Origin of the sequence: Bradyrhizobium sp. CCBAU 65884 (genome assembly GCF_028128835.1) — a bacterium.
In the GTDB taxonomy this organism is placed as follows: domain Bacteria; phylum Pseudomonadota; class Alphaproteobacteria; order Rhizobiales; family Xanthobacteraceae; genus Bradyrhizobium; species Bradyrhizobium ottawaense.
Genome location: NZ_LBJU01000102.1, coordinates 19,438 through 41,958, shown reverse-complemented (window position 1 = coordinate 41,958; position 22,521 = coordinate 19,438). Strand labels below are relative to the sequence as shown.

At 58.7% G+C, this 22,521-nt stretch carries 24 protein-coding genes; 12 read left to right on the top strand and 12 right to left on the bottom strand.

Features of this window, described 5'->3' with window-relative positions; translation table 11 throughout:
- Positions 1-757: 757 nt before the first annotated feature.
- The 4 genes from XI03_RS10530 to XI03_RS10515 all read left to right on the top strand — a co-directional run bounded on the left by XI03_RS10530 (position 758) and on the right by XI03_RS10515 (position 4,488).
- A complete protein-coding gene (locus XI03_RS10530) occupies positions 758-1,447 on the top strand; it encodes a response regulator (RefSeq protein ID WP_271592100.1) in 690 nt (229 codons plus the stop codon).
- Between the two features lie 27 nt (positions 1,448-1,474).
- On the top strand, positions 1,475-2,935 hold the full coding sequence (locus XI03_RS10525; protein WP_271592099.1) for a type II and III secretion system protein family protein: 1,461 nt from the start codon (positions 1,475-1,477) through the stop codon (positions 2,933-2,935).
- Between the two features lie 10 nt (positions 2,936-2,945).
- Positions 2,946-3,608, top strand: coding sequence for a CpaD family pilus assembly lipoprotein (locus XI03_RS10520; protein ID WP_271592098.1), 663 nt, complete (start codon positions 2,946-2,948; stop codon positions 3,606-3,608).
- A gap of 166 nt (positions 3,609-3,774) precedes the next feature.
- Entirely contained in the window at positions 3,775-4,488 is a 714-nt protein-coding gene (locus tag XI03_RS10515) for a hypothetical protein (protein ID WP_271592097.1), read from the top strand.
- Positions 4,489-4,499: 11 nt separating this feature from the next.
- Here the strand turns inward: XI03_RS10515 and XI03_RS10510 are convergent, their stop codons facing one another.
- From XI03_RS10510 to XI03_RS10460, 11 genes are read right to left on the bottom strand one after another with little or no spacing between them, the layout of a single operon-like run.
- Positions 4,500-5,537 carry an EscU/YscU/HrcU family type III secretion system export apparatus switch protein gene (locus XI03_RS10510; RefSeq protein ID WP_271592096.1) on the bottom strand — a complete coding sequence of 346 codons (1,038 nt, stop codon included), beginning with the start codon at positions 5,535-5,537 and terminating at the stop codon, positions 4,500-4,502.
- The gene (sctT, locus tag XI03_RS10505; protein WP_271592095.1) at positions 5,534-6,355 is read right to left on the bottom strand and encodes a type III secretion system export apparatus subunit SctT; all 822 of its coding nucleotides are present in this window, start codon (positions 6,353-6,355) and stop codon (positions 5,534-5,536) included. The genes XI03_RS10510 and sctT overlap by 4 nt, the downstream gene beginning before the upstream one ends.
- A gap of 10 nt (positions 6,356-6,365) precedes the next feature.
- On the bottom strand, positions 6,366-6,641 hold the full coding sequence (locus XI03_RS10500) for an EscS/YscS/HrcS family type III secretion system export apparatus protein (protein ID WP_271592094.1): 276 nt from the start codon (positions 6,639-6,641) through the stop codon (positions 6,366-6,368).
- A 2-nt stretch (positions 6,642-6,643) separates the two neighbouring features.
- Positions 6,644-7,309: a type III secretion system export apparatus subunit SctR gene (gene sctR, locus XI03_RS10495; RefSeq protein ID WP_271592093.1), complete on the bottom strand. Its 666-nt coding sequence runs from the start codon at positions 7,307-7,309 to the stop codon at positions 6,644-6,646.
- Positions 7,302-8,420: a type III secretion system cytoplasmic ring protein SctQ gene (gene sctQ / locus XI03_RS10490; RefSeq protein WP_271592092.1), complete on the bottom strand. Its 1,119-nt coding sequence runs from the start codon at positions 8,418-8,420 to the stop codon at positions 7,302-7,304. The genes sctR and sctQ overlap by 8 nt, the downstream gene beginning before the upstream one ends.
- The gene (locus XI03_RS10485; RefSeq protein WP_271592091.1) at positions 8,417-8,947 is read right to left on the bottom strand and encodes a hypothetical protein; all 531 of its coding nucleotides are present in this window, start codon (positions 8,945-8,947) and stop codon (positions 8,417-8,419) included. The genes sctQ and XI03_RS10485 overlap by 4 nt, the downstream gene beginning before the upstream one ends.
- Complete coding sequence (sctN, locus tag XI03_RS10480) at positions 8,923-10,278, bottom strand: type III secretion system ATPase SctN (protein ID WP_271592090.1); 1,356 nt, start codon at positions 10,276-10,278, stop codon at positions 8,923-8,925. Before sctN ends, XI03_RS10485 begins: the two co-directional genes overlap by 25 nt.
- Positions 10,275-10,898: a type III secretion system stator protein SctL gene (gene sctL, locus XI03_RS10475; protein ID WP_271592089.1), complete on the bottom strand. Its 624-nt coding sequence runs from the start codon at positions 10,896-10,898 to the stop codon at positions 10,275-10,277. Before sctL ends, sctN begins: the two co-directional genes overlap by 4 nt.
- Positions 10,895-11,527, bottom strand: a complete 633-nt coding sequence (locus XI03_RS10470; RefSeq protein ID WP_271592088.1) for a nodulation protein NolU — start codon at positions 11,525-11,527, stop codon at positions 10,895-10,897. Before XI03_RS10470 ends, sctL begins: the two co-directional genes overlap by 4 nt.
- Before the next feature lie 11 nt (positions 11,528-11,538).
- Positions 11,539-12,405, bottom strand: coding sequence for a type III secretion system inner membrane ring lipoprotein SctJ (sctJ, locus tag XI03_RS10465; RefSeq protein WP_271592087.1), 867 nt, complete (start codon positions 12,403-12,405; stop codon positions 11,539-11,541).
- Positions 12,406-12,414: 9 nt separating this feature from the next.
- Positions 12,415-12,906 (bottom strand): nodulation protein NolB, encoded by a 492-nt coding sequence (locus XI03_RS10460; RefSeq protein WP_271592120.1) that lies wholly within the window; start codon positions 12,904-12,906, stop codon positions 12,415-12,417.
- A 272-nt stretch (positions 12,907-13,178) separates the two neighbouring features.
- On the opposite strand from XI03_RS10460, the gene XI03_RS10455 reads away from it, so the two are divergent.
- Positions 13,179-13,808 (top strand): secretin N-terminal domain-containing protein, encoded by a 630-nt coding sequence (locus XI03_RS10455; protein ID WP_442869708.1) that lies wholly within the window; start codon positions 13,179-13,181, stop codon positions 13,806-13,808.
- A 1,787-nt stretch (positions 13,809-15,595) separates the two neighbouring features.
- On the opposite strand, the gene XI03_RS10450 is transcribed toward XI03_RS10455, so the two are convergent.
- Entirely contained in the window at positions 15,596-17,086 is a 1,491-nt protein-coding gene (locus XI03_RS10450) for a DUF1521 domain-containing protein (protein WP_271592085.1), read from the bottom strand.
- Positions 17,087-17,365: 279 nt separating this feature from the next.
- On the opposite strand from XI03_RS10450, the gene XI03_RS10445 reads away from it, so the two are divergent.
- From XI03_RS10445 to sctV, 7 genes are all read left to right on the top strand, one after another.
- Positions 17,366-17,665 (top strand): hypothetical protein, encoded by a 300-nt coding sequence (locus XI03_RS10445; protein WP_271592084.1) that lies wholly within the window; start codon positions 17,366-17,368, stop codon positions 17,663-17,665.
- A gap of 162 nt (positions 17,666-17,827) precedes the next feature.
- Complete coding sequence (locus XI03_RS10440) at positions 17,828-18,136, top strand: hypothetical protein (protein WP_271592083.1); 309 nt, start codon at positions 17,828-17,830, stop codon at positions 18,134-18,136.
- Between the two features lie 44 nt (positions 18,137-18,180).
- The gene (locus tag XI03_RS10435) at positions 18,181-18,372 is read left to right on the top strand and encodes a hypothetical protein (RefSeq protein ID WP_271592082.1); all 192 of its coding nucleotides are present in this window, start codon (positions 18,181-18,183) and stop codon (positions 18,370-18,372) included.
- Between the two features lie 117 nt (positions 18,373-18,489).
- Positions 18,490-19,383 (top strand): SctD/MshK family protein, encoded by an 894-nt coding sequence (locus XI03_RS10430; RefSeq protein ID WP_271592081.1) that lies wholly within the window; start codon positions 18,490-18,492, stop codon positions 19,381-19,383.
- 90 nt (positions 19,384-19,473) lie between these two features.
- Positions 19,474-19,947, top strand: coding sequence for a hypothetical protein (locus XI03_RS10425; protein ID WP_271592080.1), 474 nt, complete (start codon positions 19,474-19,476; stop codon positions 19,945-19,947).
- Between the two features lie 3 nt (positions 19,948-19,950).
- Positions 19,951-20,379 carry a tetratricopeptide repeat protein gene (locus XI03_RS10420; protein ID WP_271592079.1) on the top strand — a complete coding sequence of 143 codons (429 nt, stop codon included), beginning with the start codon at positions 19,951-19,953 and terminating at the stop codon, positions 20,377-20,379.
- Positions 20,380-20,388: 9 nt separating this feature from the next.
- Positions 20,389-22,494: a type III secretion system export apparatus subunit SctV gene (gene sctV / locus XI03_RS10415; RefSeq protein WP_271592078.1), complete on the top strand. Its 2,106-nt coding sequence runs from the start codon at positions 20,389-20,391 to the stop codon at positions 22,492-22,494.
- The last annotated feature ends 27 nt before the right edge of the window (positions 22,495-22,521 follow it).

Sequence of the window (22,521 nt, the reverse complement as noted above, 5' to 3'; positions counted from 1 at the left end):
CCACCGGGACCTATGCGCGAGTTCAACACTGTGGAGCTCGATTCGGCCAGCGTTCGCAGCTTTCGCTGGGTTGCGGCGGACGAGGGGACCTCGAGCCCGACGAAACTTCGGCATGGTTGACACTCTTGCCTGCGAACAATCTCCCAGCGAGAGGGTGTTCTTCGAGCCGATCGGACATTGATCGTTCGTCGTGCATCTTGGCCTGTGAAGCTATTGGCCAGATGCGTCCCGTGATGTGTCTTCGAATCCGGAAAGACTTGCATTGTCGTGACTTCACGACACGACAGGCTCAACGGCCCAGCAAGACGACCGCAGACCACGACCAATTCGGAGGGTTCCAAATGTCGGTTTCGCTCATCTGTTCAGCCACAACTCCGATCCTCTCCCGCGCCATGGTTTCGATTGCGCGGCTTGGCGCTATTCGCACCGCAGGCGTCGGCTCAGGGTCTGGAAGAACGGCTCTGATTGGCCCACAGAGGCGTCAGCGCGCCACCGCGGCCATCAGCCTTTTAGACAATATCAGATGTCTTGCTGGGCTGAGGGGCATGTTGAGCAGCGCCTACGCCGTAAGCAGTGCGCAGCGGTCCGTGGCCCATACGATGACAATGGACCCGCAGATGTTGATCACCTATCAACATATTCCGCCCTCTCGTTTCGGGCTGTTCAAATTCACCCCAAACCAACCGCCTCTCAGTTCCATCGAGCCCCATAGTCGATTGTGTCGCGCTCAGGTCTTGGTGTGAATGGACGAGAGGCGATGCGAATTCTCCTGGTTGATCATCATGCGGACTTTGCCCGCGACGTGAAGGAAGCGCTCTTAAATCGCGGCTTCGCCGTCGACGTAACACGCTCGCTGGATGAGGCGGCGGCCGCGCTCGATTGCGCGAACTACCACCTGGTCCTGCTCGAATTGGCTTTGCCCGATGGAGACGGGTTGGATTGGGTGAAGCAGTTGCGGCGCGAGGGACAGTCAATGCCGGCTATGATGATGAGCAGTCTCAACGATCTGGACCGGCGGATTGCGATCTTCAATGCGGGCGCGGATGATTTTCTGCCCAAGCCCGTGTCTATGGACGAACTCATCGCTCGCATGCGAGCTATTTTGCGACGGTCAACGCAAATGACGGCGCCGCTGGTGACATTCGGAAATCTGCATTTCGATCCGATCGCGAGACAAGTCTCCGTCGGCGGTCGAATCCTCAGAATTGCGCGCCGCGAAGTGTGCATTCTTGAACATCTGCTCAATCGGGCCGGCCGTACCGTGCCGCGCGCCTCGCTCGAGGATAGCTTGTATGCATTTGACGACGAGGTCTCGACCAATGCGCTGGAAGTCGGGATCTATCGCTTACGCACGCATTTGAGCCAGGCCGGTGCAACGCTCAGGATCAAGACCGCGCGCGGTGTCGGTTACACCCTTGAACTCATTGGCGCAGCATCGGCTGCCTAGCCGATCGAACTTGAAAGCAACACTTCCTTGAACGTCGTTAACAATGCCGCCGGCGCTGATGAGCCGTCGATGGTCGCCAGCGGCCCGCATCCGCATACAGCCGCTTTTTCCCGCCTCTGCTACGTCCTGTGCGCAGTCGCTCTGCTATTTCCGCTTGCTGCCACAGCTCAGACAAAGCGGGATGGCAAAGGAGAACCGCCACGTGCGACGCCTGGCAGCACCACTGGCACGCTCAATATTACCTCGTCACAGGGCAAGACAGTTCATCTGACCGGACCGGCTGCGAGCATCTTTATTGCCGACCCCTCGATTGCGGATTATCAGGCGCCGTCGAACACCACGATTTTCGTGTTTGGCAAAAAGTCCGGACGGACAAGCCTGTTCGCCCTTAACGACAAGGGAGAGGCTCTCGCTGAGCTACGTGTCGTCGTTACCCAACCGATCGAGGATCTGCGGGCCGCGCTGAAGGCGGAGGTCGGCGACTATCCGATCCACGTCAGCTATACCCCGCGCGGCGCGATCCTTAACGGTACGGCACCCAATGCCGATGTCGCCGAGGCGGCCCGGAAGGTCACTGAGCAGTTTCTTGGGGCGGGCGCGCTGGTTGTGAACAAGATCCAGGTCGCCGGCTCATTGCAGGTGAATCTCAGCGTGCGGGTGGCGGAAGTCTCCCGCAGCGCCGTCAAGGATCTCAATATCAACTTCACAGCCTCCGGCCCAAACGGCGCTTTCCTTATTTCTGGCAAAGGAGGCGGGTCTGGCGCGGCGGGTGGCGGCGGCACGATCGGGATCGGGTTTAATGCCGGCAATGCCAACCTGAGCGCTGTTCTCGACGCTCTCGCGAGCGAGCACCTCGCCTCGATCCTGGCTGAGCCGAATCTGACGGCGATGTCCGGTGAAGCCGCAAGCTTCCTCGCCGGCGGGGAATTTCCGATCCCTGTCATGCAGGAGAATCGACAGGTTTCGGTTCAATTCCGACAGTTCGGCGTAAGCCTGGAATTCGTCCCGACCGTGCTCAGCAACAATCAGATCAATGTCCGTGTGAAGCCCGAAGTCAGCGAACTGACCAGCGAAGGCGAAGTCAAAATCAATGGCATGGCGGTCCCTGCCCTCTCGACGCGGCGGGCAAACACCGTGGTCGAGCTCGCCAGCGGTCAGAGCTTTGCAATCGGTGGGCTCATCAGACGCAACTTCAACACTGACATCAGCGAGTTCCCCTGGCTCGGCGATGTGCCCATCCTCGGTGCGCTTTTTCGCTCCTCATCGTTTCAAAAACGTGAAACCGAGCTGGTCATTATTGTCACGCCCTACATCGTGCGGCCCGCATCGAACCCGGACAAGATGAGTGCGCCGGCCGACCGCATCTCACCGCCCTCAGACGCGGGGCGCATTTTGACGAACACGGTGGCCCGGCCGCCGCGAGATCGCGATGCTCCTCGCACCAGCGCACCAGGATTGACCGGCAGTGCCGGCTTTATCATCGAATGAGGATCGTCAAGTGACCTTGCGACCTTTGTGTCACTTAATCGTTATTGGGGCAACATTGGGCGGATGCGCAAATAGTGCCTCGCTCCATCTCGGGCCAGCTGAACAAGCAATACAGGTCGAGCAGAAGAAACGTATCTTGTTCCTGCAGAGCCTACGTGGCTCCGAAAAGCGTCAGCTGCGGAGCTTTATCGCGAACGCCAGTGGCGGCCGGCGGGATGCACTCCATGTGGATGTCACCGGCTCACCCAGGCTCATTGCCCAAGTGGCGCACGAGGCCCGAGCCATGGGCGTCGCACCTTATAACATCGGCCTGTCCGCTTCCCCCGTCGATTTACCGGCCCGTTCCGGCGTGAGGATCGAGGCGATCACCTTTGATGCCCATCCTCCGATCTGTCCGTCGCTTTTGATCGTCGGACCAGCCGTGAACGACAATTCGTTCGAACCCACGCTTGGTTGCTCGACCAAAAACAATCTGGCTGTTATGGTAAACGATCCGCTCGACTTGCTGGATAATCGGTCTGTCATCACAAGTACTGGCGGTCGCGCCGCCATTCCTTTGGCCAACTACGGTACCTTCGCCCCGCGTAACAAGAGCAACGGAGAAGATGGAGCAGGTACGGCAGCCCCGAACGCGGCGGGAACGACAGCACCGAATGTGCAGCCGCTCCGATAGCGGTTTTTGGCGAATGTCCCGAATCACAATCGCTGCCTCCATGTGGCCAGCAAGGAGAGGCGACTCGATCGTGACACACAAAGCCGCGCTATGTTTCGGGAGTGGTGACGATCAAACGCAACGTGCCGCACAGGATTTGGCTCTCATCGAGAACGGATGACGGATCTTGTTCACCCGCACCAGGTTTTGGAAAGCTAACGTGAGTAGCGCAATACCGAAACAGCGATGCAGCGGACTGACCATGGACCGATTCAACACGATCAACCCAGCCGATAGAGAGTCCACTGCTTCAGATGCCGGCGTGGAACAGCCGCAACAGCCGCATGTTGCGTTTGAGCAGCACCTGGAAGGCGCGCAAGACGCCGGCCCCGTATATCCTCACGCAGCGCTTTATGATGTCCTGACATCGTCCCGCGCGGCTCTCGATCGAGCGCAACCGAAGGGTGAGAAAACGTTCGAAATTTATGATCGTCGGCTTCCCAACTTGGCCGACGTCCTGAAGAAGTCTGGGAAATCAACTTCTGGGCTGGATGACGATACGTTGGCCGATTACGCTAAGAAGCTGCTGCCAAGCGATAAGGTCATCGCCCCCGCTTTGTCAATGGTCAGTCGGTACCGCAAGCCTGACGCCGACGCTGGCCCCATCTCAACACATTATCGTCCGTCCAGGGAAGATGAGAGGCTCATCAGGAAGGCCGCCAACGCGGGTTTTGGTCGACGGATCGGCAAGAGAACGGCCGAGAGCTATGCGAGCCATCTGCGGAAATTGGCGGTAGCGCTTCGACCCTTGTCCGTGGCCGAGCTCAGTGATGATAGACTGCTTGGCCACGCGGATAGGTTGTTTCCAAAGGACAAGACGCTCAGCCGATCGCAGCGTTAGGACAGGATGATCTAGACCAGACCAGCGGCATAGAGTGCTTTTGCGACCGACTCGAAATATTGCGAGGGAACCGGCTTGCCGAGCTTTGCTCTGCCGAGCAGCTGACGCGCCAGGACATCGTCATCCACAATGTTGAGGCGCAGTGCGCGCGCCTCACCAAGCAGCTGTGAAGCAGCTTCGCCCTCGCCACGGCAGACCAAGACCGGCACGCCGGTCTCACCGCGAACATAGCGCAGCCCAATCAACGTTGCCGACCCTCGCAATATAAAGGTGGCCCGACTAATGCCGAGCGGACCCTCGTTGGCCGACTCCTGCCGCAGACGGCGGTGCTCGCGCTTGACCTGCGGATTGCCTTGCTGTTCCTTGTTCTCCCGCTTGGCCTCCGTTTCCGTCATGCGCATGTCCTGCATAAACAACCAGCGCTGGATTAGAAGGTCAGCCAATCCCCCGACCAGAAAAGCTGCAGCAGCAATCCCGGTCAGCAGTTTAATCTCGGTGAAGACGAAGCCAAGACAGCCCATGCCGCAGACCGGGAGGTACACGAGCGCTTTCCAGCTCGCGGTCACGGCGAGAAAGAAAGTCGCACCAAGCAAGACCACTTTAGCTAGCGTCTTACCAAGCTCGATGGCCGAGCGTTTCGAGGCGATGCGTTTCAAGCCTTTGATGGGGTCCAGTTTCTCAAGCTTCGGCTTGAGCGGCTCCGAAGCAAACAAGAAGCCGCCATTGGCGAGAACATTCGCCAGAAGAGCTGCTGTCACGGCAACGGCGAGAAACGGGGCGACAGTTGCAATCGAAAGTTCCAGCAAGCCGCTGAGCGCTTGTGGCACCGCGCTTGTGAACGGCTGCTCCTGCAGTTTATCGACCAATCGGACCGTTTCCTGCCACTTGTCTTCGATCGCGCCCGCTCGCCACCACAGGCAGCCGAAACCGGCACAGGCGCTGACGCCGCTCACCAGATCGGAGCTGCGCGCGCTCTGCCCCTTCTTGCGCGCATCGCGCAGCTTTTTGGGCGTCGGAGGACGCTTTTTCTCCTCACTCGTACCACTCATTTCAACAGCTTCTTCAGATACTCAAGCATGTTGCTCGAGTTCAAGGTCTCAGCTTCCGCGTATTCCAGCAGATAGACGGTGTAGCTGACCATGATGACGCCGAAAGCGACATTCTTGATCATCGGAGAGAGATCGTTCATTTTGAACTGAGATGCGAAACGGCCGAGCATCATGACCGAGATATCGACCAGCAGCAGCAGGGCCAGCACCGGCGCGGCGACCAGCAGCGTCGTCAGCATGATATGATCGAGAAGGGCCAGACATTCCATCGCCCCTTGCGACGTCACCACAGGCAAGAACTGAAAAACGGGCCAGACCAGATAACTGTCATACAGACCTTTCACCATCGTCTGGAGGCCGCCGACCAGAACGAAGATCGTAACCGCGGTTATGCCGAGAAAAAGCCCCGTTCCGGACGCTTGGCTGTGCGTGGCGGGATCCTCGCCCGCAACCTGGCTTGAAATTCCTCGCTGGGTATCGATGATGTCGCCGACTGCCTGGATACTCCATAGCGGAATACTGAGCAGGAGGCCGAGCACAAGACCGACAAATACCTCCTTAAGCCCAAGCATGGTGACGCTGACCAGACGGGTGCCCGGGTCCAGTGCTGACAGGCCGAGCTTGACCTGTGCGAGGCATGGCAGGCCGATCGCAATCGTCAGGCTTCCCCGAATCAGGCCGCTGATGCGCGGTCGGGTAAAGACGGGAAGCACTAGCATGATGCCCAGGGCGCGGGCCGCGCTCAGACCGGCTGCGGCTACGAGCTCGATCGCGCCCTGGACGACAGCTTGCGCATCGGTGGGGGACAGGCCAGCCATTCAAGCTCTGCTAATATCTTGCGGTGAGTGCAGGAAACTCGCTGAAGATGCGCTCGGCTTGTTCGATGAGTGGCGCGCTGAGCACGGGAGAAAACCCGGCGAGCACGGCCACGACGACCAGAAGCTTGACTGTCAGAGGCAAGGTTTGATCCTGGAGCTGGGTTGCCGCTTGGATGAGGCCAATGATCAATCCTGAGATGAGAGCTGCGAGCAGCGGCGGCAGAACCCACATCATGAAAAGGACAAGCGATTGGCTTAAGTGCGTGAGGATGCTGGCTTCGTTCATCGTCAACCTCCCGCCGTCGCGTAGCTTAACACCAGCCCGTGCATGAGACGTGACCAGCCGTCGATAGTGACGAACAGAAAAAGCTTGAACGGGACGGAGATCACCGTGGGGGAGACCATCGACATGCCCATGGCCATCAAAATCGTCGTGACGATCAGATCGATGGTGATAAAGGGAAGATAGAGAAGAAAGCCGATTTCGAAGCCACGCTTGAGCTCGGAAATCAGGAACGACGGCACTAGAATCACAAAATCATCTGCCGTGGCGCTGCCGCGCATCTCCTCCGACCAGACATGTTCGGTGGACGACAGGAAGAAGCGGCGCTGCTCTTCATTGGTGAACCTCTTAAGATGGGCGCGCAACGGTTCCTGCCCCTCCTTCGCGGCCGCCATCCAGTCGTCGAAGGTTTGATAGCGAAGTTGGGGGTCGGTAAGGCGATTGTAGGTCTGCTCAAAGACCGGAGCGCTGATGAAGACGGTCAGTATCAGTGCCGCTCCGTAAAGGACGATGTTCGGCGGTATCGATTGCGTCCCCAGCGCATTACGCACGAGGAAGAGAACAACCGAGACCTTGATGAAGGCGGTAGTTGTGACGACCGCAAAGGCCAGCAGGCCAAGGCCGACGGTTATCGCAAGAAGCGCAAGGATGCTGGGTTGAATCTCAGTCATTAAGCGCCAACCTACCGCGTAACCTGACGGCCAGTTCCTCGCCGATCCGTACGATGTCGCCGCGGCCGATACGCTGTCCGTTCGCAAGGATGTCGACCGGGCCGTCAATCGGCCGGCCAATCTCGAAGACGTGGCCTTCGTTAATGGTTCGCAACGTTCCCAACGGCATCGGCCAGCGGCCACATTCGAATATCAGTGTGATCTCGAGGCTATCGATATCGGCCTCTGAGGAGGGCTGCTGGGCCTGGCTTTGTGTCATCACATCTTCACTTTTCAGGGGGTGGGATCGCAAGCGGAATGGTCCCCGGAGCACCAGCCTGTCGCCACCAATCTCTGCAGGGGCCCACAACCGGTCTGCAGTGAGAATGATCTGGCCTCGCGCGAGGGGAATTGCGTCTGGGAGCAGCGCGTCGCCTTGCCGTGCTTCTCGAACAATGCCGATCGTGACGCGCAGCGAACCGATATGGCCTGCAACGATGACCGGGAGTTCGGAAAGCAGCCTGGGCGTCTGTCGCGGCAATCGGACAAGCAGCTCGCCTAGGGTGCGGAACGCCGGAGGAACCGGACCGTCAAGAGGCGAGAATAGAAGCAGGCGAGCCTTGCTGGCGAGCTGACCATAGACGACGTCGAATTCAAGATAAGGTCTCGCACCGGGCGCTTCCTCAGTGCGAACAAGCCGCAGATTCCGTTGCGTCGTTCTCTCCAGCGGAGCAAGCAACGGCTCAAGCGCAAGTTCCAGGATCAGCGAACGCGCTGGCTCAGAAGATAAGGTCAGGCCAGCCTGCACGGTCTCAATCAGTGCTGCCGCAAGCGGACCGGGCAAGGACACGACGACGTTTTCTCCGTCTACCTCGAAGACGCAGCCAAGCATCGATGCCGAAGCCGGCTCCGGCTGCCAGACGAGCCGGCTTACACCGACCGATAGCGGCTTCTCGCCGAGACGGCTTTGCAGAGGTGTGCGCAAAGCTGCTATCTCATTGAGCCACGAGGCCACTTCATGAGAGAGCGTCAAGCGCGGTATAAAGGGCGTGGCCCCACCCGATCTGGATGTCGCAGGCGCCACTTCCACATTGCAGCACCCAGGCTCCAGCACAGGAAGATCGGCCATCATGTCGGCTCGCCTCCCATTTGCCCGGGTCGGCCTCGCCGCAGCAGGACCTCATCATCGACTTCGATTTCAGCCGCGGCCTCCAAATCCGTATTCGTGACACGCCGAACGTCGCGCTCGATCTCATGCCATTTCTGGCTCGCGGCCGAACGTTTGGTCCAAAGGATACGCGCCTCAACAGCCGCAGCCTCGGCCTGCTCTTGAGTAACACGAGCCTTAGCAAGGTTTCGCTGCGCCGCTGCGACCTCGTCTGTGAGCCGGCCGATGATGAGATGATGGCGACGTTCCAGTTCGGAGACTGACATTGCATCCGCCGATAACATCTCCGCATAAAGCTCCGCTTCAACCCTTGCGCGCCGTCCTTCGGCATTTGCAAGATGCTCGAAAGCTTGCTCGACGGCTTGAACCGCATTGCGGCGCTTGGCTTCCATGTTGGACAGCTCACGAAGGGCGCTCCGCTCCCGCATGTCCTTGACGAGCCGCAATTTCGACGCGTGAACGGGATTCAGGCGGTCAGACGTGATATCCATGCAATTGTTTCCTCAAAGCTGCATGCCTCGTCCTGACCCTGGCGCAAAAATGCTCGCAGATCCTCGATCGAGGCAATCGCCAGGTCGGTTAGCGGATCCGAGCCTTGCTTATATTCGCCGACTTTGATCAAGAACTCGGCCTCAGCGTAGCGCGAGAGCAGATCACGAAAGAAGGATGCCGCTTTGCGATGTGGCGCGGATACGATTGCATCCATCACGCGGCTTCGGCTCGACAGCACATCGATTGCCGGAAAATGTTCTCGAGAGGCCAGCGCGCGCGAGAGAATGATATGGCCATCGAGAATGCCGCGTGATTCTTCCGCTATTGGATCTCCCGTGCCATCACCCTCGACAAGCACTGTATAGAAGGCCGTAATGGAGCCATGCTCGCCCATGCCGGCGCGCTCCAACAAGCCCGGCAACAACGCAAACACGGAGGGCGGAAAGCCGCGCCGGGTCGGCGGTTCTCCTGCGGCAAGGCCGATCTCGCGCACGGCGCGACTAAATCGCGTCAAAGAATCCATCATCAGAACGACGCGCAATCCCTGGTCACGGAAATATTCGGCGAGTGCCGTCGCCATGTAGGCGCATTGAGCCCGCTCCATCGCCGAACGGTCGGAGGTCTCAACCACGACCACGGAACGGCGGAGGGCCTCGCCAAGATGACGTTCGATGAATTCACGCACTTCTCGTCCACGTTCGCCGATCAGCGCAACGACGGTGACATCGGCTGACGCGCCCTTTACGATCTGCGACATCAGCGTCGACTTGCCGCAACCGGCATCACCATAGATTCCGATGCGCTGACCTTCTCCACACGTCAGCAGGCCATCGAGGACACGGACGCCGAGCGGAAAAGGCTGTTCAATGCCGCGCCGTTTCATCGGATTAGGTGCCTTGCCCCGCAGCGGGCGGGCTTCGCCAGCCTTTATGGGACCTTTGCCATCGAGCGGACGCCCAAAGCTGTCGACCACTCGACCGAGCAAATCGGGGCCGACTGCCACTTCCTGCATTCGTCCGGTTGTGACCACCTCCGCACGGTTGGACAGCCCGACCATGTCACCGATCGGCGTGAGTAACACCCCATCGGGCAACAGGCCGATCACCTCGGCCTCAAGCGACCACCCGGTGCGGGGATCCTGCAGCAGGCATAGTTCTCCGACGCGGGCCTCCGGCAAGACGGCATGCAGGAGCGTGCCGATTGCCCGCGTAATCCGACCGCGGACGGCGCGCGTATCGATATGCTTTGCAGAAGATCTCAAGGATGAGAGCGCGGCTTGGAGAGTTCCTTCTCCGGCCGCAGCTTCATGAGCCGCTTCTTGCGTGGTCACGATTCACCTACCTGCGAAGACAAACCAAACCCGCGTCGTAGCGCGCGGAGCTGCGCGCCAAGTCCGAGATCGACATTGCCAAACTCGCTCCACAAGACGCACTGGTCCGCCGTCAGCGCCGGATCCGGCTCAATCCTGACCTTCGGCCGGCCTTCCAGCCCGTCATAGCCCCTGAACTCACTGGCCAGTAGATCGGCCTTCAGCGGGGACACGTGAAGGCAAACTTCCGTATTCTTGTATTTTTGCTCAATGGCGTGACGAACGCCCCGCACCAGCATCTCGCCCGGATCAAACGCGCCAAGCAAATCGCGGACGATCTCAAGCACCAGCTGCGGCAATTCCCGCTCCAGAACAGCCTTTCGCTGCGCCAGTTCACAAGCAGCCTGCGCTAACAGTCGCGCCATCTCTTCTGCGCCTGCCTTTGCGCCCTCGGCGCGGCCCTGCGCTCGTTCCTGCTCATAAGCCTGGCGTGCCCAACCGCGAACCCGCTGCAGATGCCGCTCGGCAGCAGCCCGTGCCTCTACGGCGTCGTGCCAGATCTTGAGCTCGGCTGCCAAGATCAACGGCCCGAGGGGCCGAATCTGTGGTGCCACGGGGAATTCTGGGGCATCGGCTGTCATGCCCTTGCGGTCTCCGTCGCCAAGTGGACCGTCACCAGGGAAAGCAGCGGGCCGGCCGCGCTACGGTGTTCAGCAGCCGGATTCTCCGCAGCGGTCCCAATCGGCAGGCGTAGAAGCACGCGGGTACGGTCAATTGATGAACCCCTTTCGAGCCAGGCGCCGAGACAAGCATGCCCGTCGCTTTCGATCTGTCGCGACAACTGCTCAGGATCGACAATGGGCGTGGTTGCGACAGCATTGGATAAATGCCGGACCCCGAGAGCATGCGCTTCAGCACCGATCCTTTCGATTAATATCGATAGATCGTGCCGGGATACCAGCTTGAGGACGGAGCGTGCATGCCAGATGCTGCCCGCGAGTAGCGCAACCCGATGGGGATCGTGGCCGAGCAGAGGGTCCTCGTTCCAGATGGCGCTGCTCAGATCCACTTCGCTGCCAAGCAGCAGCTCGGCCAGTCTTGGCTGCAGCCTGGCACTCCGCTGTAGCCTGACCAATGTGGGAGGCGATAGCAGCGGATCAAGCCGCGCAGCGAAACGGCTCGGATGGATCGAGGCCACGAGCTCGCGCTGGCGATCGGCAGTCAGCATGAACGAACGATTGAGTTCGGTTGATGATATCGATGTCGACATGAGCGTCCTCACTATGTCGCATCAGAAATCATCTTTTTGCCTGCAGCCTGCACAGCGGGCGCACTCGAACGTGTACCGAACATGGGCCATTTGCGCGACGATTGTCCGGACTGACGAAAACGGGCGCCCAGCAACAGGTAAGATACGATGCCGAATGCCGCGCCGGCACCTCCCACACCAACTGCAAGCAACGGCACTGAGCCAGATTTGGCTGTTTGAGCCGCAGCGGCCGTCGCCGCAGCCGATTGCTCGAGCGGTGCCCGCTCAACCGGCACGAAGACGACCGCGACCTTGTCGTAAGACAAACCTTCAATGCTGTTTGCGACAAGCATCTTAATCTGCGGTAGCAGCGCCGATAGTTTCGCGCTGGATCCATGTCGGATGAAAACCGACGCAGAGGACGGGGTCGCATCTTGGCGCAGCAAATCGTTCTTCGGAAGAACGACATGGACACGAGCTGAAAGGACGCCGTCTATATCGCTGATCGTGCGCGACAATTCTTCGCTTAGAGCATACACGTAACGGGCCCGCTCCTCGATCGGCGAGGCAACGAGGCCGGATCCCTTGAAAACTTCGCCAAGATTCTTGAAGGATTGGCGCGGCAGCCCCTCGATATTCAGGAGGTCAATCGAATAGGCGAGCTGCTTTTCCTCGACCTGGATTGTACTGGTTCCGTCCTTGGCGACAACACGAACGGCATCGACACCCTTTCCAAGGAGGAGCGCAAGCATCTCATTAGCCTCGCGCTCCTGAATTTTAGTGTAGAGGTCAGCCTTGCAGCCGATCAGCGCAAGGAAAAGTGGCAGAGCAAAACACGTCCGAAGGCGCCGCCACAATTGACGGCCGCCGTCGCTACCGGTTTGCATCACGCCACTCATCAGCCTCACTCAGCCTGCCGACAGCAGCTTGTTTAGCGACGAGCTGACGGCACTGGTACCTTTGGACACGAGCGAAACCTGAATGACGTCTCGATAGACGTCCCGCAGATTGACCATCATCGAATCGAAATCCGCTCCAACCGGCTTAACCGTCGCATGTGGGCCGACATTGTCCGACTGCAAGAGCGGCTGGGTCGCTGGTCCAGGCTGCAGACCGGTCACAGCAGTCGGCACGCCTCCGACAGCCGGAGGAACGGCATGGTCATGGTATATACTGGAAAAGGCGTGAAGGACGCGGTCGCCTGGCGGACTAGCCAACCTGTCCGCGCGCTGGACCTCCATTACCGGCGGAGCAACCGCCGTCCTGTCCGCGACCTGAGAGGCAGCTCCGTGACTAGAAGCTGCTCGCGCGAGAGCCTGCTCAAAGTGCACCTGCTCACCAGTAGCTGCCGGCGAGCAGGCATTGGCAAGACAGTCGACCGAATTGGGAGAGATCGGCATTGCGCCTAACATGATGGAAGGAGTCATTGTTCTCGTGTGATGAGACCAGGCGTTCTGACCGATAAGCGGATCAAGGTCATAGATTAGCGAGCTGACGAAAACCTGACAAAGATGCCGCTGATTGCGTCATCTAAAGATCACGTTTGGCTTCCAAGTCGGAATGAAACTCCAGTCCTATTCTGAGTGGAAGGCGCCTGAGAATGCTTGTAAGATGTAAGATGGTGCAAATTTTAAAGAGAGCTCTCTGTGTGGGTGGGATCATCTATCTCGGAATGATGCGAGCGTTTGGCGCATCCCTTTCACTACCCTCGACCGCTTATAGCTACACCGTTCTCGATCAGGATCTTTCTGCGGCCCTTCAGGAGTTCGGCAACAATCTCAATATCAGGGTCAATGTCAGTGCCGAGGTAAGGGGCAGGATCCGCGGACGAATGCCGGACCTTCCGCCGCGAGAGTTCCTTGATCGCTTGACAGCCCTCTACAATCTTCAATGGTACTACGACGGGCTTGTCCTTTACGTCTCCGCTGCCCACGAGGCGCAAAGCCGGCTCATTGTGTTGAACCCGCTCAGTTTCGATGCGTTCAAGACCGCGCTCGATGCGCTCAACATCTCCGATGAGCGCTATATCGTGAAACCGGCTCCGGGAGAGGGCCTCGTCCTGGCTTCTGGCCCACCGCGCTTTGTTGCATTGGTGGACCAGACCCTCAAGGGCCTTGTGGCGGAGGCGCAGGCCCGGCGGGAGCCCGCCGCGGCCGAAAGGCCACAACGCGACTCGGTTTTGATGTTGTTTCGCGGCTCCTCGAGCACGGTCATTCGGGACGGACGACCCGAAGGTCATTATTCATCCGACACCCCGCACCAGGACGGCGACATGCGCGAAGCCGGTCGAGGCCGGAAATGATACTTGATGATGTGTCTCCGCCGATTCGGTCGAACCAGCATTGGCTTCAATCCATCTGATCGTCAGCTTCTCGAAAGCTAAGGTGCCCAGACTGAGCAATGTCTAAGACGGCCAGCTCATGGAGGCAGCCGCGAATGTATGGCATTAGCCACGGGATGCTCGATCGAAAGGCGCGTTAGCGCCGTCTTTGAAGGTAGTGCGACGACTTAGAGCTCCAATGCGGCCTCCGAACACGTGCTTCATAGGTGCCGGTCGAGTCGAGGAGGCTCGCGCCTTTCTTCGCATCGTGTGACAGAGGGCGAGCCGTCTTATTGCAGGGCACGAGCAGACAAAGTGGCTCCAAAAGCGATGATCATCAGAGTCTTGGCACTTTGTGTGAGGCCGAAGGTCTATTGAACTCCGCACTGCAGCGATTGCAATCGTTACGAACTGAGCCCGCAGGCTTGCGTAGCCCCACGATCTTGATGCGCTTGCGTACACGCCGGGAGACTCGCTCTTGCAGGATTAGAAAGGTAACAAGAATCTCTGCCGCGCTGCTCTGTCTAAGTCCTTGAGAATCAGGACCGCGAAGAAAAGCCGCAAGCGCAAGGGCTGTTTTGCGTCACATCTCCTGCGTCTGCCATGACAGTTGGCTTCGGAGATTTGTCCATCGTTTGGTTGCTGGACCGCGGCGATCAGCGTGGTGACTTTTATGATGCAAGATAATTCGCCGAGCCGGAACTTCATATTCCCTCACCAAGGGCTTGCGCACACAAGCGGTCTGATCGCTGGCAGATGCCAGTCGATCCACTTTCCGTGTCGCGAGCACACCCCTTCTGCACATCCGAAAGTCCACGAAGCAAGTCACCATCAGTGACCGTAGAACTCATCGCACATGAGACGCGATCTTCGTCAGCTTCTCGCAAGCTGCCCCTGCTATCAGGAAGCAGGTCATCTCGCGGCGACGCCGCTATCTGGGTGTTACGACATGGACGCAGGCACAGCCGATATCGCAGCAACAAGGCCAGAGCCTGGCGCAGAACCCGACACCGGAGCGAGCAACAGCGACCGTTCGCCTGCAGCGTTGTTGCAGCGAGCTTTCGAGAAGGCTCTCGTTTCCGTCGCCACGCAAGTTATAAGCGACTCCCAGTCGGATATGGATGATGCCTTGAACGAGCTGGATGACGGGTGAGGCGGGATGGGGATGCATCGGACGCGGCGTTCAAAAACGAGCCCGGTTGAACGAAGCAGGCGGGACTTGGTACCTGCAGCGAGCCAAACGTGCCTTCAGCGATGCGCCAAATGGCTGGGTGAGCGGGTCCTCCAATCGGTGTGCGCCCGGATCACTCGGCCAACGCTGCTGCGTTGCGGCAGGCCTGTACAGCAAGGCCGAACGCCAGGGCAAGCTCCTCGCTATCCCGCCCCAAAACGATGACGATAGGAGCGCTCTCGCGCAGCGCTGTCAACGGCTAATCAATGATACCACGTTTAGCCGTGCATCATTCCCCTTATTCGAGAATCGATTGCGCTCGCCAGGCCGTCACTGGCCCGATCCGCGGCTGACCGCGAGCCTGTCCGCTAGAATGGGCTTTTCGCAGCATTGAGAGATGTCGCCAGTACTTAGTCCTGAGGGCGGCCCGCTTGTTGGCGCGGTTGGGCGCAAAGCTCTGGCTGACGCGATCGTCAGACGAGAGCGGCGATTCTGGATCCATAAGCGCAGCTCCTGCTATGCTCATCGTCGCTCGCCGAACATGAAAAGCGGGCGCTAGCGCCCGCCTCAACGTTTTGTTCAAAAGATGGATCCGGCCTCACGCAATCCGCTGCAACATCATTTCCCGCATCAGAGTCTTGTAATCCGGCGGCGCGTCCGGGTTCTCGTTGTGGTCGATGACCGACTGCGTCACCCTGCGTCCGGAGTTGTCAACCCATCCCTGATTTTGCTCATGAATGGTCTGAGCTCCATCAGACGTCAGCTGATCAAGGGTTCCGCCGGCATTGGATTGCGTCAGCTTCAGATTGTTCTTTCCATCCTTGTCATCCCCGAGCCCCTCGACGACAATCGCATTGTCGCCGTTGGTGATGGTCAGCTTTGAGGAAATGGTTTTGCCTTTGCCAAAATCGACCGTGTCCACGGTAATCTTTGTGCCGTCGTCGAGCTCGAAGGTCATGCCTTTCTTAAAGTCGAAGTCGTCCTTGCCGTCGCCATTCGCATCGACGTGAGGATCGCCGTGGATCTTCGTGACATGGCCGGTCTGATTGTTGCGAAGAGTCCAGGTGCCGTCCTTCTCATCAGCCGTGATGGTGTACTTATCACCAAGGTTAATCGTCGCCTTGCCGTCCTTCACCTCATGCGACCAAACTGGCGTCGGCTGAGGCGACTGCGCGGGAGCCTGAGCGACCGCAACCGGCATCATCGCAAGAGGCGGCGGCGGAGGCGGAACGAAGAAGACGGGGCTTGCAGAGCCTGACGGCTGACGCGCATACTGGTAGTTGCCTGGGCCGCATCCCTGTTCACCCGCATCGATACTCGCCTGATTTACCGCGCGTCCGGCGCCATCGGCCCAGCCTTGGCCGCTCTCGTGAATGGTCTGAGCACCATCGGCTGTCAACTCATCAAGGGTCATGCCAGCGTTGGACTGCGTCACCCTCAGGTTGTTTTTGCCATCCTTATCGTCGCCGAGGCCCTCGACAACCATCGCGTTGTGGCCGTTCGTAATGGTAAGCTTTGAAGAGATTGCCTTACCATTTCCGTAGTCGACGTTATTGACAGTAATTTTCGTGCCATCGTCGAGCTGGAACGTCATATCTTTCTTGAAATCGAAATCGGCCTTGCCGTCGCCATCGGCATCGACGTGGGGGTCGCCATGGATCTTCGTGACATGGCCGGTCTGGTTGTTGCGAACTGTCCAGGTGCCATCCTTCTCGTCCGCCGTAATCGTATACTTGTCGCCGAGATTGATTGTGGCCTTGCCATTCTTGACCTCATGCGTCCACACCGGATCCACAGGAGGCTCAGAGCTCTGATTCGACTGGCCCACCAGCATGGCGGGAGGAGGCGGCGCCATCATGCACGCCTGCGTAGTAACTGCTGGAGCCACGACGACCGGAACGGCGCTTGCAACGACCGAACCGACCAGGGCTGGCGAGGCTGCCGGTAGGTTCTGATAGCTCACCGGGGCATACTGCCCCAACAAGGCGTTGAAAGCAGGAGCGACAACAGCGCCTTCCGGCACCACTCCGTTCATCGCCGAATCGAGCGCGCCGACCACGGGAAGACCGGCCACGGGAAGATACGCCATTTAGTTCACTCCTGTTGGATAGAAGAAAGCTGTAAAACTGCAAGCGTTAAGCGCTAGTCCACCGAAACGCCATTCAGACCTGCATGAGAATGCACCATTGGCCCACCGAAGCGCATAGATGCCTGCCGTTGCCAGCACCTGCAGCTCTGATGAGATCCCTCCCTCCTCATCCAACTCCGCGGTTACGGCACGAGCATATCGCACGCGCATTCAACGTCAGAAACGCTACCCGCAATACCTGTCGAAAAGCTGACGACAACCGACGTCGCACTTGCTGCGATGACATTGATCGTAAAGCGCAGCGGCCCATGCGCTCCAGATGCGATGTATAGGCCCGACGAGCGACTACACGGTCAGCTTTCACTACATCAGGGGTTCGCCACACTTGCTCCCTTCGACATCCGCGAACTGGCAAAGCTGGAACTGAATGGCTCAAGCAGCCGCTACCACTCCATCGTCTTATCAACCGGTCGCGTCGCTGCACGCAACCGAAACGCCGCCGCTGGTTCGAAAAGAATTCTACATGAGGCGGAGAAGCCCGCATACGATCTTTTCCAGCGCGCCGACTATACGCGCTAGCTGGGCAACCAATAAGTCGAGCAAGCGCTGGCCTACGGCAACAGTCGCCTCGACGGTGTAGCTCGTCAGCTTCTGGAAAGGTAGCGCCCCTAGCATGAGCACGCTGAACTCTAGGCGAGGAGTCGCCTATTGAGCGTAACAAGACGAGCATAGGAGAAACCGATGATCGGAGAAATGATCGGAAGCGCCGCCGGCGGACGGCTCGGCGGCTCCGCCGGAGCGGCGATTGGTTCCGCAGTGGGCGGGACCGTCGACAAGTTCTTTGATAAAGTCGTCCATAACCTGGAGGTCGAGAAGAGTGGCCCTGATAAGGCCGCCGAGATCAAAGACGCCGACGAAAAATGCAGCGTGCAGACCAAGCCAGACACTCTCGGCAAGAACCCAGAGCTGAACCTTAGCAGAAGCACGCTCGGGGGCGAGCCCATGTCTCTTTCCATTCCTGTCATCGTTTCGCCCGTGCGCGCGACGTAACAGGGCACAATGTAGCAACATACGACGAAGAAAGGTGAATCGACATGGCAATTGATAATGTTGGCGGTAACGGTGGCGCGGCAGGCGCCCAGCAGACGGGAGATGCTGGCTTCCAGAATCAGATGGCTGAGTTCGAGCGTGTTAGCCAGAAGGTTCAGGCTCAGGCCGTGGAAATGCGCAGAATGACGACCGAGCTCTCGTCCCAGAAGAAGGTCGCCGACGAACGCGTCCAGTAAATCTGCAGGACGAGTGGCTCACCGCGTCGCTTATCATGGCCGCGCTGTGAATGACGAATTCTGAATGAGCCGTACGGCACTGCCGTACGGCTTCTCTCGTTGTTCAGGAGACTGTCCGTGAACCAATCGATTTCGCTCGACTTTGAGGTGCTGTCGGGGCTCTATACCGGGCTGAGGGGCAAGGCGCCGGTCGGCGACAGTCTTATCGGCAGCAGCCTCGATGCCGATATGATCTTCGTTGAGCAAGGGCTCGAACCGCATCACCTTCGCATCATTCCACAGCGCACTTCGATCGAAGTGGAGGCACTTGCTGCTGGTATCAGCGTAGACGGCCACGAGAATATCACCGCAGGCGAGCGCGTCAGTTTGTCTCTTCCTGCGATCGTTCACGTCGGAGCGATGTCAATCCGCTGGTCGACGCAGGATCTCCCGCAAGCTGACCCCAGCATTCGCTCACGTCGTTCTATCGTGGCACTCAGTCTCCTCTTGCTCAGCTCTTTCGCGATCGGCACCGTCTCAACTATCTTCGCCCCTACCGACAGCGCGGTGGCGCTGAGTACTGACTCGTTGCCGGCAGTCGAGCTTGCCGCCAAACCAGCCATCAATCATCATGACGCGAGCGCTGCCGATGAAATCGCCGAATTGCTACGGCAAGAGCTCGAACGACGGGGCCTATTTGATGTCAAAGTTGGTTCGGGCCCTGGCGTTGTGACCGCGGAAGGCACCGTCACACCTAACGTTGTCGCAAAATGGCAAGAAATTCAGCAATGGTTCGATCATCAAACCAACGGCACCCCTACCCTTGTGAATGCAGTCACAGTCAAAGAGGAGAAGACGCCGTCTTCAATTGCTGTCCAAGCCGTTTGGCGTGGAAGCGAACCTTATCTGCTTATCGGCGGGCAGAAGTATTTCGTGGGTGCGCTATTAAGCAATGGGTGGACCGTCGATCGAATTGAGGATGGGCGAGTGCTACTCAGCCGCAACGGCCGATTTGCTGCTTTGCCGTATTAGAGCCTCTACCCTGCAAGAAAGAAGGAGAAGTCGATGGCTAGGCTGCCCCAGCACGCGGTAGGGCCCGGCACCTCATCGCAGGGATTAGACGTGGGTCAGAACGCACCGGCTACCGGCTCGCCCTCCTCGCAAGTCGATATGGAAGTCGGAGTTGCTCATGCAGATGGCGGCACGAAACGGGCGTCGTGGCGAGACGCGCCCGCGCAGAATCTGCCAATTGAAGGCGCGAGCGAAGCCGCTCTCGAGGTCAATTCCATCAACGCCGTCTCGGGCGTCGCCCTGTTCGAGATGGCTGCCGGGGCAGAGATCGACCCACGCGCAGTACTGGCTTCCCTTTATGGGTCCAATCTCTCACACGGCCTACTCTCGTTCGTCATTCCACGTCTACGTCATCCGGACGTGCTGCGCGCGGATAAGCATGGTGTGCTGCTGGAGCGCTTAACCCAGACGTTGGAGGCGACGCCAGACGACAAGACGGCCCGTGAGTGTCTGGCAATCCTGCAGCAGGAGCTGCGTCGGCTGCTTCTGCTCCGGCACAATCAAAACAGCATAATCAAGGGCTAAGCGATGGTCGACCGCAATGGATTGCAGCATGTCCCCGCCACGCTGACACCGGAAGCTTCCAAATCGGGCGATATCTTGTCGATCTCCGGGCCCGAGCGCGACCTGCTCTGCGCCCTCTCTTATGTCCACCTCGCGTGCGGGCAAAGTGCACAGAGTCTGGCTCTGCTGAGAATCGCAGCGCGCGAGCATTCCCACGACGTCGATCTGCTCCGCATCCTGGCCTACACTCTTATCGCGGAGGGCCTTGGCGATGAAGCGCTCGATGTGCTGGATCGGCTGGACGCGGTCGATGTGCATCCGTCTTCACGCGTGCCTATGACGCTCTTGCGAAGTCACGCACTGCGACATGCCGGCCGTATGAACGAGGCTCGTGATGTTTTCCAGCGCTACGTGTCATTGCGCGCGAGCACAGCCTTCATCAATCAGCGATAGGAATCTTTCATGGCCAACGTCTTGCGTAACTTGGTCGTGCGCGCGCCGGCCCACCCGGATTTCATGGTCGCCTTGATGCTGCTTCTGGCGATCGGCATGATGATCATGCCGATCCCAATCATTGTGATCGACATGCTGATCGGCTTCAATCTCGGCTTTGCAGTATTGCTGCTGATGGTTGCCCTTTATCTCAGCACGCCGCTCGATTTTTCCTCCTTGCCGGGCGTCATCCTGATCTCGACGGTATTTCGTCTGGCACTGACTATTGCAACAACGCGACTGATTCTTGCCGAGGGCGACGCCGGCAGCATTATCCACACCTTCGGCGATTTTGTTATATCCGGGAATATCGCTGTCGGAATCGTCATATTCCTGATCGTTACCATGGTTCAATTCATGGTTCTCGCCAAAGGGGCCGAGCGCGTCGCAGAGGTGTCGGCCCGCTTCACACTCGACGCGCTGCCGGGCAAGCAAATGGCAATCGACGCGGAATTGCGCAACAGCCATATCGATCAACACGAAGCACGTCGTCGGCGCGCGGCGCTGGAACAAGAGAGCCAACTTCATGGCGCCATGGATGGCGCCATGAAGTTCGTGAAGGGCGACGCGATCGCCGGTCTGATCGTCATTTGCATCAATATGCTCGGCGGAATCAGCATCGGCTTGCTTTCTAAGGGTATGTCACTCGATGACGCGCTGCATCAATACACCCTCCTCACGATCGGTGATGCACTCATTTCACAGATTCCGGCGTTGCTCCTGTCAATTACGGCCGCAACCATCGTCACGCGTGTGAACGGGCCTTCCAAGCTCAAGCTCGGCGCCGATATCGTTCACCAACTTACAGCAAGCAAGCAGGCGCTTAGGTTAGCCGCCTGCGTTTTGGTATTCATGGGGGTCGTTCCAGGCTTCCCTTTGCCGCCGTTCGTCATCCTGGCTGTTCTTTTTGCTGCGGCAAGCTATGTCAAGGTCGGCGCGAAAGCCGACAAGAATTCCGCTAAGAGAGGCGCTGACGGCGCTGCTTCGGCGCCGGCTCCGAAGCAAGCCGTGCATGCGGAAGCACTTCCGATCGCGCTATTTCTCGCACCGGACCTGACGCATTCGATCGACAAAGATGAGCTGGAACAGTGCATTGCGCGTGTTTCAACATTGGTATCGGCGGATCTTGGCATCACCGTTCCGCGCATCCCGGCCCAAATCGGCCAGAACTTGTCCGCGTCGCAATTCAGGGTTGATGTCGACAGTGTGCCAGTTGAACGTGATGTGATCGATCCAACGCAACTGGCGCTCAACGACGATGTGGCGAACATCGAACTGAGCGGCATCCCTTTTCGGCAAGACCCGGAGACGAATCGGGTCTGGATTGAAGAACGGCATGCAGCCGCTCTCAAAGCAGCCGGAATAGGTTATCACCGGCCGAGCGAGATTCTGGCCTTGCGTCTCCATTCCACCTTGACACGCTATGCACAGCGCTTGGTCGGCATCCAAGAAACCCGCCAATTGCTCGCCCGGATGGAGCAGGAATACCCCGACCTGGTGAAGGAGGTGCTGCGTACGGCCACTATCCCTCGGATCGCCGAGGTCCTGCGCCGTCTGCTCGATGAAGGCATTCCCATCCGCAACACCCGCTTGCTCCTGGAGGCGCTGGCAGAATGGAGCGAACGCGAGCAAAACGCCGTCCTGCTCACTGAATATGTTCGTGCTACTCTGAAGCGACAGATCTGCTTCCGCTATGCTAATGCGCATCGTGTTGTCGCCGCCTTTATCATCGAGCGCGAGAGCGAGGAAGTTGTGCGCGGCGCGGTGCGCGAAACTGCTGTCGGCCCATACCTAGTTTTGGATGAATGGCAAAGCGAGAAGCTGCTTGAACAGTTCCGTCACATCCATTCGATCATTGCACAAAGCAAGAGCCAGCCGGTCATTCTTGGATCGATGGACATCCGACGTTTCGTGCGCGGCTTTCTCACCCGCAACGGGATCGACCTGCCTGTTCTATCCTATCAGGACCTCGCTGCCGATTTCACGGTTCAACCGATTGGATCCATTAAGCTTCCAGCTTCGAAGGACAGGGTCCCTACCCCGGAACGGGGCGGGCTCCTTCCCGTTGCGAGCTAAGAGTGTACAGCAGCTCGTCATGAGACA